This is a genomic window from uncultured Bradyrhizobium sp., assembly GCF_964252615.1.
Lineage (GTDB): Bacteria > Pseudomonadota > Alphaproteobacteria > Rhizobiales > Xanthobacteraceae > Bradyrhizobium.
Map to the genome: position 1 here is coordinate 1 of NZ_CAXUNQ010000036.1, position 12,724 is coordinate 12,724.

At 61.9% G+C, this 12,724-nt stretch carries 11 protein-coding genes, 1 tRNA gene and 1 pseudogene; 3 read left to right on the top strand and 10 right to left on the bottom strand.

Going from position 1 to position 12,724, the window contains the following annotated elements; all coding sequences use genetic code 11:
• The 5 genes from ACFE72_RS16845 to tesB all read right to left on the bottom strand — a co-directional run.
• A partial coding sequence (locus tag ACFE72_RS16845; RefSeq protein WP_375414259.1) for an ammonium transporter occupies positions 1–1,181 on the bottom strand: 1,181 nt, incomplete at its 3' end.
• 38 nt (positions 1,182–1,219) lie between these two features.
• A complete protein-coding gene (locus ACFE72_RS16850; protein WP_375414299.1) occupies positions 1,220–1,558 on the bottom strand; it encodes a P-II family nitrogen regulator in 339 nt (112 codons plus the stop codon).
• 301 nt (positions 1,559–1,859) lie between these two features.
• Positions 1,860–3,167, bottom strand: coding sequence for an ammonium transporter (locus tag ACFE72_RS16855; RefSeq protein WP_375414260.1), 1,308 nt, complete (start codon positions 3,165–3,167; stop codon positions 1,860–1,862).
• A gap of 306 nt (positions 3,168–3,473) precedes the next feature.
• On the bottom strand, positions 3,474–3,812 hold the full coding sequence (locus ACFE72_RS16860; protein WP_375414261.1) for a P-II family nitrogen regulator: 339 nt from the start codon (positions 3,810–3,812) through the stop codon (positions 3,474–3,476).
• Between the two features lie 249 nt (positions 3,813–4,061).
• Positions 4,062–4,937 carry an acyl-CoA thioesterase II gene (gene tesB / locus ACFE72_RS16865; RefSeq protein ID WP_375414262.1) on the bottom strand — a complete coding sequence of 292 codons (876 nt, stop codon included), beginning with the start codon at positions 4,935–4,937 and terminating at the stop codon, positions 4,062–4,064.
• Between the two features lie 195 nt (positions 4,938–5,132).
• Between tesB and ACFE72_RS16870 the strand changes: the two genes are divergently transcribed.
• A complete protein-coding gene (locus tag ACFE72_RS16870; protein ID WP_375414263.1) occupies positions 5,133–6,353 on the top strand; it encodes a ubiquinone biosynthesis hydroxylase in 1,221 nt (406 codons plus the stop codon).
• A 124-nt stretch (positions 6,354–6,477) separates the two neighbouring features.
• Here the strand turns inward: ACFE72_RS16870 and ACFE72_RS16875 are convergent, their stop codons facing one another.
• On the bottom strand, positions 6,478–6,675 hold the full coding sequence (locus ACFE72_RS16875) for a Trm112 family protein (protein WP_375414264.1): 198 nt from the start codon (positions 6,673–6,675) through the stop codon (positions 6,478–6,480).
• Between the two features lie 54 nt (positions 6,676–6,729).
• Positions 6,730–7,266, bottom strand: a complete 537-nt coding sequence (locus tag ACFE72_RS16880) for a TetR/AcrR family transcriptional regulator (protein ID WP_375414265.1) — start codon at positions 7,264–7,266, stop codon at positions 6,730–6,732.
• Positions 7,267–7,358: 92 nt separating this feature from the next.
• Between ACFE72_RS16880 and ACFE72_RS16885 the strand changes: the two are divergent.
• Positions 7,359–7,708, top strand: a pseudogene (locus ACFE72_RS16885) (hypothetical protein).
• A 34-nt stretch (positions 7,709–7,742) separates the two neighbouring features.
• On the opposite strand, the gene ACFE72_RS16890 reads toward ACFE72_RS16885, so the two are convergent.
• Both ACFE72_RS16890 and trxA read right to left on the bottom strand, forming a co-directional pair.
• Positions 7,743–8,417: an LON peptidase substrate-binding domain-containing protein gene (locus ACFE72_RS16890; RefSeq protein ID WP_375414266.1), complete on the bottom strand. Its 675-nt coding sequence runs from the start codon at positions 8,415–8,417 to the stop codon at positions 7,743–7,745.
• A gap of 24 nt (positions 8,418–8,441) precedes the next feature.
• Entirely contained in the window at positions 8,442–9,365 is a 924-nt protein-coding gene (trxA, locus tag ACFE72_RS16895) for a thioredoxin (protein ID WP_375414267.1), read from the bottom strand.
• A gap of 272 nt (positions 9,366–9,637) precedes the next feature.
• Between trxA and ACFE72_RS16900 the strand changes: the two genes are divergently transcribed.
• A tRNA-Gly gene (locus tag ACFE72_RS16900) sits at positions 9,638–9,712 on the top strand.
• A gap of 265 nt (positions 9,713–9,977) precedes the next feature.
• On the opposite strand, the gene ACFE72_RS16905 is transcribed toward ACFE72_RS16900, so the two are convergent.
• On the bottom strand, positions 9,978–12,230 hold the full coding sequence (locus ACFE72_RS16905) for a vanadium-dependent haloperoxidase (RefSeq protein ID WP_375414268.1): 2,253 nt from the start codon (positions 12,228–12,230) through the stop codon (positions 9,978–9,980).
• Positions 12,231–12,724: the final 494 nt, after the last annotated feature.

Sequence of the window (12,724 nt, forward strand, 5' to 3'; positions counted from 1 at the left end):
AGCGCGCCGACGATGCCGCCGATGCAGTGGACGCCGAACACGTCGAGCGAGTCGTCATAGCCGAGCGCGTTCTTGATCACGGTGCAGAAGAACAGGCAGACCACGCCGACCACGAGGCCGAGCACGATGGCGCCCATCGGACCGGCGTAGCCGGCCGCAGGCGTCACCGCGACAAGTCCCGCGACCGCGCCCGACAATGCGCCGAGCACGGAAGGATGACCCTTGATGATCCACTCGGCGAACATCCACGACAGCGCCGCCGCCGCGGTCGCGACGAAGGAGTTGGTCATGGCGAGCGCGGCGCCGCCACTGGCTTCGAGGTTCGATCCGGCATTGAAGCCGAACCAGCCCACCCACAGCAGCGAAGCGCCGATCATGGTCATGGTCAGCGAATGCGGAGCCATCAGCTCCCTGCCGTAGCCGGTACGCCTGCCGATCAACAGCGCGCCGACGAGGCCGGCGATACCGGCATTGATATGCACCACGGTGCCGCCTGCGAAATCGATCGCGCCCTTCTTGAAGATCCAGCCGGCGTCGGCGTTGACTTCATCGAGCTTGGCCTGTGCCGCGGCCTTGGCCGCCGCATCGCCCGCCGCCGCGAGCGCTTTCACCGCATCCGAGATCGCGTCCGGTCCGGCCCAATACCAGACCATGTGGGCGATCGGGAAATAGATCAGCGTCACCCAGAGCGGGATAAACAGCGCCACTGCCGCGAACCGCATCCGCTCGGCGAACGCACCGACAATGAGCGCGGGGGTAATCGCCGCAAAGGTCATCTGGAAGCAGACGTACACCAGTTCCGAGATGTTGGCGTCGACGCTGAACGTCGCCGCCTTCGAATCCGGGGTAACGCCCATCAAAAACGCCTTCGAGAAGCCGCCGATGAAATCCGAGCCGCCGGTGAAGGCGAGGCTGTAGCCGTAGAGCGCCCAGATGATGGTGACGATGCACACGGTGTAGAACACCTGCATCAGCACCGAGAGCATGTTCTTGGAACGGACCAGCCCGCCATAGAACAGCGCGAGGCCGGGGATCGTCATCAGCAGCACCAGCACTGTCGATGTCAGCATCCAGGCATTGTCGCCTTTGTTGACGGTAGGCTCGGCGTAGGCAGCGGTCGCAGCAAAAAGGCCGACCGCAAGGGCTGCCAATCCCGCGCTATAGGGACGCTTGAACGTCATTTGTTTTACTCCTGAGTGGGTATGATTGTGCGCGAAATCTACAGTGCCGCAGCATCCGCCTCGCCCGTGCGGATGCGAACCGCGTGGTCGAGATTGATGACGAAGATCTTGCCGTCGCCGATCTGCCCGGTTTTTGCCGCACCGGTGATGGCTTCAATGGTTTTGTCGACCTGATCCGAGGCGACAGCGACTTCGATCTTGATCTTGGGCAGGAAGCTCACCGCGTATTCGGCACCGCGATAGATTTCCGTATGACCTTTTTGCCGGCCATATCCCTTGACTTCCGTCACCGTGAGCCCGTGAACGCCAATGGCGGTCAGGGCGTCACGGACTTCTTCGAGTTTGAATGGCTTGATGATTGCCATAACAATTTTCATGGGTCCTATCCCCGCTTGGCCCTGCCGATACACGACAGGGCGATCTCGACTGAGGTTCACCACGCGGAAAAGTTCAGACCACGGGCACAGCCAGGACCGATAGAATCAAATGCCGTGCCAGACGGCACGAATTCCCTAACGGGTTATGAACGCGGGCGTTTTCGCGCTTTGCGTGAAATGCGCGCACCTGCGGTATTCGGTCGCGCCCAAAGCCTGATCAGACCTGTTCAAAAAATAGGCATGACAGAGTCCCGACATAATCGTGCCCACGTGAAGAGCAGAAGGGGCCAAGGGATTAGGTCTACTGCAATGCCTCGCCGTGCTGGGAAATATCCAGCCCCTCCAGCTCCTGCTGCTGCGAAACCCGCAACGGCACAAAGGCACCGACCAGCTTGAGCAGAACAAAGCTGATGCCGCCGGACCAGACCAGCGTGACCGCCACTCCGGCGAGCTGCAGCAGCAACTGATTGGGATTGCCCTCGATCAGGCCGGAGGTTCCGCCAATTGCCGCAGTCGCGAATACGCCGGCGAGCAGGGTGCCGGTGATGCCGCCGATGCCGTGGACGCCGAACACGTCCAGCGAATCGTCGTAATTGAAGCGATGCTTGAGGCTGGTGCAGGCCCAGAAACAGACCGCGCCGGCGATTACGCCGATGACAATGCCCTGCCAAGGCGTGACGAAGCCGGACGCCGGCGTGATGGTGCCAAGCCCCGCCACGGCGCCGGAGATCATACCGAGCACCGATGGCTTGCGCCGGGTCGACCATTCGATCGCGCCCCACGTCAGCGCGCCGGCGCAGGCCGCCAGATGCGTCGCGGTGATCGCCATCACCGCGCGCGAATTTGCCCCCAAGGCCGAGCCGCCGTTGAAGCCGAACCAGCCGACCCACAACAGCCCGGTGCCCATCACCGCCAGCGACAGATCGAACGGCGCGAGATTTTCCGCGCCATAGCCGTAGCGGCGGCCCATCACCCAGGCCGCGACCAGGCCGCCGATGCCGGCGCTTAGATGCACCACCAGTCCGCCGGCGAAATCAATTACGCCCATGGTGCCGAGGAAGCCGCCGCCCCACACCCAGTGCGCCAGCGGCACATAGACGAACATGAACCAGCCGATGCAGAACAACAGATAGGCCGAGAAGCGCATGCGGTCGGCAACGGACCCGGCGACCAAGGCCACGGTGATGACGGCGAACGTCATCTGGTACAGCATGAACAGCGCTTCCGGAATCGTCTTCGCGAGCGGATTGACGCTGTCCATTTCCATGCCGGCGAGAAACCAGCGATCGAGCGAACCGAGCCACGGCCCGTCGCCGACGAACGCCAGCGAATAGCCGAACGCGACCCAGAGAATTGAGATAATGGCCACGGCTGCGAGGCTTTGGGCCATGGTCGCCAGCACGTTCTTCTTGCGCACCATGCCCGAGTAGAACAGCGCCAGCCCCGGGATCGTCATCATCAGCACCAACGCCGTGGCAACGATCATCCATGCGGTGTCGGCGGCGCTGATGGCCGAGGTTTCGGCGAGCGCAGGCGTCGCAACCAAGACGATCGCCGCGAAAGCGGTTGGCGCAGCCAACGTCGCTGCACGACACGAATGTGTCCCCATGGTATTTCCCCCGGCCTTATATGTTTTATCGATCGCGCTCCGAGCGTCGTTGCCGGAGGTGATTATGACTCCATCCTTGCCGGGCTTGACTCGCGTATCCATCACCCTTGGAAGAACTCTTTTAAAGGATGGATTGCCGGGTCAAGCCGGCAAGGACGATGAGGTGTGTGCATCCAGTAGGCTTTGACCCATGTATCCATCCTCTTCGAAAGACTCTCGCGAAGTGATGGATTGCCGGGTCAAGCCCGCGCGTGACGGAGAATGGATTGCTTCGTCGCAAGTGCTCCTCGCAAAAACGGAGAAATCTCACAGCGCGTCGCTGTCGGTCTCGCCGGTGCGGATACGCCGCGCGTGATCGATCGGGGTGACGAAAATCTTGCCGTCGCCGATCTGGCCGGTGCGCGCGCTTGCCGTGATGACCTGCACCGCCTTGTCAGCAAGGTCGGACGCGACGGCGATTTCGATTCTGAGCTTGGGCAGGAAATTCACGACATATTCGGCGCCGCGGTAGATTTCGGTATGGCCCTTCTGACGTCCATAGCCCTTGACCTCCGTCACCGTCATGCCGTGGACCCCGATCGCGGTGAGCGCCTGGCGCACCTCGTCGAGCTTGAAGGGTTTGATGATGGCGACGACGAGTTTCATGGATCGGCCTTGCTTTGCTGGCGGGCGCGGGTTCCTTGCGGAAAGGCGGTTTAGTCTATCTATGCCGAATTTAGCTGCAGCGCGCGCATAAAATAAGCGGTTTGATGCCCGCGAATCGGGCTATCCGCAGATTTTTGCGCCGCTACTCGTCATGGCCGGCTCATCCGCCACGTCTTTCTCACAGGTCAGCCGTCAAGACGCGGATGCCCGGGACAAGCCTGGGCATGACGTGCCGCTGTGTCCTGGCCTCTAACCCACCGGCTTCTCCTTCCGCTCCCGCAGCGAGCCTTCCTGGGCGACTGACGCCACCAGGGTACCATCGGGCTTGAAGATCATGCCGCGGGTGAGGCCGCGGCCGGCGCGCGCGCTCGGGGAATCCTGGGCATAGAGCAGCCATTCGTCGGCGCGGAACGGCCGGTGAAACCACATCGCGTGGTCGAGGCTCGCCGGCATCATGCGCCGGTCGAACAAGGTGCGGCCGTAACGCGCCATCGCGGCATCGAGCAGCGAGAAGTCCGAGGCGTAGGCCAGCGCGCACATGTGCAGCGCGGGATCGTCGGGCAGTTTCGAGGCGGTGCGGATCCAGACATGGATGCGACCGTCGTCGATCTTCTGGCCGAAATAGCGGCCGAGTTCGACCGGGCGCAATTCGATCGGCCGGTCGGATTCGTAATAGCGTTTGATGAAATCCGGCATTTCTTTGAACATCGGCTGTTTGGCGACTTCCTCGGCCGTCAGCTTCTCCGGCGGCGGCACGTCGGGCATCGTGTCCTGATGGTCGAACGCGCCTTCCTCCTCGACATGGAACGAAACCATGATCGAGAAGATCGCATTGCCGTGCTGGATCGCGGTGACGCGGCGGGTCGTATAGCTCTTGCCGTCGCGCAGCCGTTCGACCTCGTAGACGATCGGAATCTGCGGATCGCCGGGCAAGATGAAATAGCAATGCAGCGAATGCGGCAGCCGGCCTTCCACGGTGCGGCACGCCGCCACCATCGCCTGCCCGATCACTTGGCCGCCGAACACCCGCTGCCAGCTCGTCTTCGGGCTGCGCCCGCGGAACATGTTCACCTCGATCGGCTCGAGGTCGAGGATGGAAATCAGGTCGATCAGGCTCTTGGACATGAGACGCTTTCGATTCAACCGTCATTCCGGGTCGGGAGCGAAGCGACCGGGCCCGGAACCCATAACCGGCGGGTGTTTATGGATTCCGGGCCTGCGCGCATCCCGGAATGACGGCCTGTGGCGGATGCCACAGCCCTTGTTTGGTGAACCTGTTTCGCCCAGCTATAGTCGGGGTGCAAGGGAGTAAGGCGTCAGATGTCGGCCCAACCAAGCATTGTCATCGGCGGCGGCGCGTTTGCGGGGCTGGCGCTGGCGCTGGCGCTGCGCCAGGGCCTCGGCCCTGCAGTCCCGATCGTCGTCGCCGATCCGGCGCTTGGCGTTCGGCCGAGCCAAGATCCCCGCGCCACCGCCATCGTTGCCGCCTGCCGCCGGCTGTTCGAAGCGATCGGGACCTGGGACCAGGTCGCCGGTCAGGCGCAGCCGATAACGGACATGGTCGTCACCGATTCAAAGCTCGAAGACGCGACGCGGCCGGTATTTCTTACATTCGGCGGCGAGGTGGAGCCGGGCGAACCGTTTGCGCACATGATCGAGAATCGTCTTCTGATCGATGCGCTGGTGCAGCGCGCCGAGGCCGAGGGTATCGAACTGCGCGCCACCGCGGTCGCCGGATTCGCGCCGCGCGCCGGCCGGGTCGATGTGGCGCTCGGCGACGGCGACACCGTCGGGGCGAGCCTTTTGGTCGCCGCCGACGGCGCGCGTTCGAAATTGCGCGAGCAGGCAGGCATCGCCACCCACGGCTGGAACTACGATCAATCCGGCATCGTCGTTACCGTCGGCCACGAGCGCGACCATCGCGGCCGCGCCGAGGAGCATTTTCTGCCTGCCGGACCGTTCGCTATTCTGCCTCTGAAAGGCACTCGTTCGTCGCTGGTGTGGACCGAGGCGCGCGCCGAGGCCGCCCGCATCGTGGCATTGAGCGCGGACGAATTTCACGCGGAACTCGAACAGCGTTTTGGGCTTCACCTCGGCGAGATCAAGGCGCTGGACCAGCCGCGCGCATTTCCCTTGGGCTATTTCGTAGCCCGCTCCTTCATCGGCGAGCGACTGGCGCTGGTCGGCGATGCCGCCCATGTGATTCATCCGATTGCGGGACAAGGCCTCAACATGGGGCTGAAGGATATCGCCGCGCTGGCGGAAGTCATCGTCGATGCGGCCCGGCTCGGCATCGATCCTGGGCAGGCCGACGTGCTCGCGCGCTACCAGCGCTGGCGCCGCTTCGACACCATGGCGATGGGCCTTGCCACCAACGCGCTGAACATGTTGTTTTCGAACAAGTCGACTGCGTTGCGTACCGTACGCGATATCGGGCTCGGGCTGGTCGATCGCATGCCGCCGCTGAAAAGCGTGTTCATCCGCCAAGCCGCAGGCCTATCGGGCGAAATGCCGAGGTTGTTGAAGGGCGAAGCGTTGTAGCGCTGATCGCCGCGTTTATGCGTCACGGCCGGGCCTGTCGCGGCCGGCGTCTTTGTTCTTCGCCGGCGCTCAAGACGTGGGTGCCCGGGACAAGCCCGGGCGACGAAAATGGCTTGCCGCACCCTCACTCGATCTTCCGCGCCTCCTCCGGAAGCATGATCGGAATGCCGTCGCGGATCGGGTAGGCGAGTTTCGCGGAGCGCGAGATCAGTTCCTGCCGCGTGCCGTCGAACTCCAGCGGACCCTTGGTCAGCGGACAGACCAGGATTTCCAGCAGCTTTGGATCGACGGCGGCGTCAGTGCGTTCGGGCGGGGAATTCATGCGCGCAGGTCTCCGGATCGCAGGGCGGGTGTAGCATATCCGGATGCCGCGAATTTATCGCAAGGCCATCCGGATCAGTTCTGTGATCACGACGTCCTGACGCGCGCGCTGCAGCGCCTTGTCGGATAGCGCAAATCCCAGAAAAGCCCAATACATGATCTGGGCACGGGCAAGGGCGATTTCATGCGGAAGTCCCCAGTGTTCGAGCTGGCCCGTCATGTAGGTCAGTCGGCGGCGGTCGATCGCCTGGACCGCATCGCGCGCGGCGGGGTCGACCGCGGCCCAGGCCCGCACCGCGCTTTCCAGCGCCGGCCTGCCGCCGAACGCCCTGCGCACCAGCGCCGGCATCGGGCTCCCGGCCGGCGCGTCCGCCTCGATAGCGGCAATGATCCGCTCCGCAGCGATCTCGCGCCAGCGCGCCAGAATTGCGGCATGGAACGCGCCGATATCCTTGAAATGCCAGTAAAAGCTGCCGCGCGAAACTCCCATCGCCTTAGCCAAAGGGTCGGCCTTCAAGGCCGTAAAACCGTGTTTTATCAAAACCCTGATGCCTTGATCGACCCAGTCCTGCGCGGATAATTGCTCGGCCATGATGCATCCTGCGGCAACATACCATACAGTAGTGTATTGACGGACGCCAGCCCGGCGTGTACCTACCATACAGTCATGTATGGAGGTAATTTATGCGCGACCTTCTATTGCAATGTTCGGGCTTGGCGGCGATCGCCCTGGCGCTGGTTCACGGCATGCTCGGCGAGACCAGCGTGTCGCGCGCGCCACCATCGAACCGCCGCGGTTGCGCCTGCTGATCCGCTTGGTGTGGCAGGCCGGTACGGTGGCATGGATCGGCGGCGGCGTGCTGCTGGCCGCCGCGCCCTGGATGGCGTCGGAACCGGCACGGCACTGGATCGTGGCGACAATGGTGGCGGTATTTGGATTTGCCGCGGGCGCCAATGCCTGGGCACTGCGGGGCCGGCATTTCGGCTGGGTGGCGCTGAGCGCGGTGGTGGCCATGGCGGCGGCGGGGTGTTGAGCCCGATCCGCGCGTCCGCGCCGGGGCGTTCAAATTACTGCAGCCCGGTATCCCCACTGGTGCGCTTCTTTGCCAGATCCATCTCGGTGACTGCGATCAGGATTTCCGCGCGGGTTTTCAAGTCGGGCGCTTCCAGCATCGCCTGCTTTTCCGGCGCGCCGTAAGGCGACATCATCGCCAGCGCGTTGACCAGCGCCTCATTGGGGGCGCTCTCGACGCCCTCCCAGTCGACTTTCAGGTCGTTGGCTTTGAGAAAATCCGTCAGCACCGCCAGCAGCGCCTCGCGGTCGACCGCCTCCTCGCCCTTGCGCGCGGTGAAGTCGTCAAGATAGGGGAAATAATCCACTTTGCACTGGCGATAGGCGGTGAGCGCCGGGACTTCCTCCTGCACCTTGAATCGCGCGATCCCGGTCAGCTCGAGGATATAGCGGCCGTCGCCGGCTTCGGCGAGCTGGGTGATGCGGCCGACGCAGCCGACCCGAAACAGCGCCGGCTTGTCTTCGTTTTTCGTATGCGCCACGTCGGGCTGGATCATGCCGATCAGGCGATGACCGTCGCGCAGCGAATCGTCGACCATCGCGAGATAGCGCGGCTCGAAAATATTGAGCGGCATCTGTCCGCGCGGCAGCAATAACGCCCCCGGCAGCGGAAATACCGGAATCACTTCCGGGAGATCGCCGGGCCCGCGATAATCGGCATTGATCGGCATGAGCGGTTCCGGTGTTGAGAATTGCTACGAGAACAGAATCGTCGATAGCCGCTTGCGCCCCTCCATGGTGGCTTCGTCGGCCGGACCCCAGGCCTCGAAGAACTGCACCAGTTGCTTGCGCGCGCCGTCCTCATTCCATTTGCGGTCGCGCTTGACGATTTCCAGGAGCTGGCTGGTGGCCTCGGCGCGATTGCCGCCGGCGTTGAGCGCGATCGCGAGATCGAACCGGGCCTGATGATCGAGCGGATTTGCGGCGACTTTCTGTTCCAGTTCGGTTACCGGACCCAGCGCCTCGGCCTGCTCGGCAAGATCGATCGACGTCTGCACCGCCCTGACCGCCGGGTCTTCGCGCTTGGAGTCCGGTACCAGAGCCAGGGTCTGTTTGGCCTGTTCGATGGCCCCGGTGGTCATGTAACACTTCGCCAGCCCGGCAAGGGCGGTAATATTTGTAGCGTCGAGCGCCAGCACTTCGGCATATACCGAGGCGGCATTGGACGGATCGCCCTCGGCCAGCAGCGTTTCGGCTTCCTTCAAAATTTCCGCAAGATCGGGCTCCCCGGTGGCAGGCATGCCCGCGGTCAGTTTGTTGATGAACGCCGTGACCTGGCTCTCCGGCACCGCGCCCATGAAACCGTCGGCGGGCTGGCCGTTGACAAAGGCGATCACGGCGGGGATCGACTGGATGCCCATTTGTCCGGGAATCGCCGGGTGCTCGTCGATATTCATCTTGACCAGCTTGACCTTGCCTTTGGCGGCGCGGACGGCCTTCTCGATGACCGGTGTAAGCTGGCGACACGGGCCGCACCACGGCGCCCAGAAGTCGATCAGCACCGGCTGGCGCTTGGATTCCTCGATGACGTCCTTGACGAAGGTTTGCGTCGTGGTTTCCTTGATAAGGTCCGGCGCTGCCTGTGGTGCCGGTCCGCTGCCCTGCTCTATGATGGTCACGTGATCCTCGCCTGATGCCGCTGACCGCCGTTCTAACACGGCGCAGCGCCATAGATGGCGGCTGACGGAAAAATTTCAATTGAGCCGGAACTTTGCGTGACGTGAAACCGCGCTCGTCGAACCATTTGCGGCGCACCGCGCCATTTCCGGCCGGTTTGCTCGCGATCGCCGGTTTTGACCGATTTGCCCCGTTTCGGGCTGTTGCATTCAGGGGCGGCATTTGGCATAGCTCTGGCCGTTGTCGGCATTACCGTGCTGCCAATCTCTCGGATGCGGGTGTAGCTCAGTGGTAGAGCACGACCTTGCCAAGGTCGGGGTCGAGGGTTCGAATCCCTTCGCCCGCTCCAGTCTCTTCAAACTGGTGTGACGCACTTCGAAGCGCTCCTCTTCTGGAGGGTCGCATGAAAGTATCGAGTATTCACGTCTGTTACCGCAGGACGGTCGCTACTATGCGACCGTCCCGCCGCATGGCGTACAGTCGGGTCCGGCTAGTGAAGGCCGCGCAAATCCGCTGTCGGAGCAGGCGCTCGTTAAAAAGAATTTTTCTCACGAATCGGCAAGCGCGGCTTTCCGCCAAGCCTATCCGGCGTTCAACCCTGCCGCGCCATGGGGTTATCCGATGACTTCTTTCAGCAGCGTACCACTTGCGATCTCAGTCGTCGTGTGAACCCATTTCATGGGATCGGTGCTGCCGTTCTTGTTTACCTTGACGATCTTGCCGTCGATCACGTCAACGGCTTCTCCATTGAAGCGCGATAACCGGAAGAAAGGCGGCGAATTCTGGCGATCTCTGGGCGCATCCTGCGACTCAATGCGTTCTTTGTAAAAGGGAGCCTCTCTGACAGCTACAGGAAGGGTGGACACCGAGGATTTCTGTGTTTGCTCGGACAACACTTGGAGCGCAATTTTCTCGCCGAGAAGGATCCCCTGAATGCTGTCGCTGCGCCAATGGACCCCCGCGATGGCACGAAACGTCGTAATATTGCTGACAAGCTTGTGGATCTCGCCGCCCACCGTCAGCTTCAACGATCGGTCGGGGATGATGGTGAAACCGTCAGCACTGGGCATGAAGGCCGGCGGGGAATTTGGGTCGGCCGTCCCGTCATCCATAGCGCCATTGGTCATAATATAGGCCTCGTTAAACAGCGCTTTCAGGATCGTCCCGCAGGCGCCCGCGACCACGGCGTGGCCGGAAGGATATGCCGGGTGTGTCGGCGAACCTTCCGGAAAGGCCAGGGGAAGCAGATAGGAGTTGCTGCCGCGCCTCTGGTTCAGCAGTTTTATCCTAGCCAGCACTGTGCGGCTGTTCATTGGTCTGGCCACGTCGCCGAACGCGGACGACAACAGGTCAGGGTGGATGCCGTAGGGGTTGGCCCCCGTCTGCCGCTGCGTGTAGTCCACACGCGCTCCGAACTCTTCCGGCCGCAAGCGCCGCCAGAGCCACTTGTGATACCAACCAGCTTTTTGCGCGCGCGTGCACACCTCGGCCAGCAGCGTAACGATGTGGGTAATGCCGAAGGTGTCGAAACCAGCTTGCGCTTTCGCGTATCGATAGGGATTTCCGACGTTAAGCAGCGTGTTGGCGAACTCGCCGAGCTCTGAAATCACAGGTTCAGGTTCCAGGGCGCCGCTAAAACGCGAGAGAACCGCCGCGTTACTTGAGACAAAATTATTCCCCGGCCGCGGAATGCCGGCGAGCAGAATGCAGGCCGCAATCAGGTACTCCTGGTAGATTTTATCAAAGTGCACATAGTTTGCCCCATCACGGAGAGTTCGGATAAACCGGTAATGATCGCGGAGGACGGTTTCGACGGCGCGCGGGTCCGTCGGAAATGCGCTCGGTAGGTCAAAGGCGTCGGTGCCGATTGCCGATCGGCTGCCATTGTGAACGCCGTACCACTCGCCCGGCGCCTTGGTTTCTTGAAACGGTTTGAAAAGATAGTCGATGTCCGCAACGACCGTCTTCTGACGCTGGCTGATGCGGAGACTTCCGAAATTAACGACACCTAGCTGCGGTCCTGCAATCGCCGTTTGCACGCCGGTCTCGCTGGTGCCCCGCAACAGGAACTGCGATATGTAGGGACCCACTTGGACGCCGTCAAAACCCGCATTCGTCTGGTTCTTGTCGGTGCGAAGATCGGCCCGAAAAAGGCGCTCAAGAGCGATGGGTCCAGCGCCGCCGGCATGTGTAAACCAGCTGAACTGGTTGAGATCATGCAGGGCGGCCAAAACGTCGGGATCGGTCGTATCGGGCGCGAATGCCGAGACCGGTTTGTCGCGAAGAAGCGCCATCCAGTACAGCTCCGCCATCTCCGCCGCAGTTTCGGCACTCTCGAACAATGGCGATGTACGAATTCTTGTAAACGGTGCATCGAAACCTTCTAAATCGAATGCAAGGCCCGCCATTGGGTTTGTAAATTTGAGCTTCTCCTTCTCCTCCGTGCCACCAATAAAATCTGCGACTTTTTCGAATTCGAGGAAACCCTCGGCAGGCTTCAAAAGGTCGTAAGTCACCTTAAGGGCATTAGACAGCGCTTCAAACGCGGCGTCAGTCGGAAGGTTTTGGTCTGGCGCGGCACCATCGCGCATGAGGCCTTTGGAATAGGATACGATCTTGTTCGACGTCTGCGAACTCGTTTCGGCAGACACTTTCGGAAGCGCCTGGGTCGCGGCAAGTTCACGAATTTTGGCAGCGTGTTGCACGCGAATTTCTGCTCCGGACGGCGTCGCGGCAGGGTCGGCGGGCGGAGTTCCCTGGACCTGAATTTGGCCTTGCGCTTGGCGCGCGGCGCCAAAGCCCGCGATGGCGGCGGTCAGACCGATTTGACTGGTCGTCAGGAAAAAATTTCGTCGCGAAATCGACATGCGTTTTTCTCCTCGCCCTTACGTTGCATGAAAAGACATTGTTTCGCAAAGTTCCATCTCAGGAACTGGTCTTACAAGAAACTGAGGGGTTGCCGGACCCTTATCTGCAACTTCCAGGACGTTGGTTAGCCGGCCCCGTAATGCATGCATCACCTGCTTGGATCAAAGAGCGCTTCGCCGACAACTGCGTGCACGTGGCTTTCCGGTCCGGGATTCCGGAGCGGGGGGTATAAGCCGGGCGCCCGGCTGGTTCGTCAACTCCGGGCGCCATCCGCGTCCATGCCACTATGCGGCAAGCTCTTCTGCATCGCATCATTTCCCCCCGCCGAAGGAACTGGATTGTTCGGAGGCACGCCGTGTGCCCGCATCCGACACCGAACAATCGCCGACCGTCCGCGTCAACGTGACCAGGTTGTCCGATAAGGCCGAATCGATCTTAGGTTGACATCTGCGGCAGCAGAGGTAATTGTATCTTTGTGACGCTCGGCGAAGAA

Coding starts and splice junctions, on each gene's coding strand:
- ACFE72_RS16850 (WP_375414299.1), bottom strand. CDS start 1,558: ATGAAAATTGTTATGGCAATCATCAAGCCATTCAAACTCGAAGAAGTC.
- ACFE72_RS16855 (WP_375414260.1), bottom strand. CDS start 3,167: ATGGGGACACATTCGTGTCGTGCAGCGACGTTGGCTGCGCCAACCGCT.
- ACFE72_RS16860 (WP_375414261.1), bottom strand. CDS start 3,812: ATGAAACTCGTCGTCGCCATCATCAAACCCTTCAAGCTCGACGAGGTG.
- tesB (WP_375414262.1), bottom strand. CDS start 4,937: ATGTCCAAGAGCCTGATCGACCTGATTTCCATCCTCGACCTCGAGCCG.
- ACFE72_RS16870 (WP_375414263.1), top strand. CDS start 5,133: ATGTCGGCCCAACCAAGCATTGTCATCGGCGGCGGCGCGTTTGCGGGG.
- ACFE72_RS16875 (WP_375414264.1), bottom strand. CDS start 6,675: ATGAATTCCCCGCCCGAACGCACTGACGCCGCCGTCGATCCAAAGCTG.
- ACFE72_RS16880 (WP_375414265.1), bottom strand. CDS start 7,266: ATGGCCGAGCAATTATCCGCGCAGGACTGGGTCGATCAAGGCATCAGG.
- ACFE72_RS16890 (WP_375414266.1), bottom strand. CDS start 8,417: ATGCCGATCAATGCCGATTATCGCGGGCCCGGCGATCTCCCGGAAGTG.
- ACFE72_RS16905 (WP_375414268.1), bottom strand. CDS start 12,230: ATGTCGATTTCGCGACGAAATTTTTTCCTGACGACCAGTCAAATCGGT.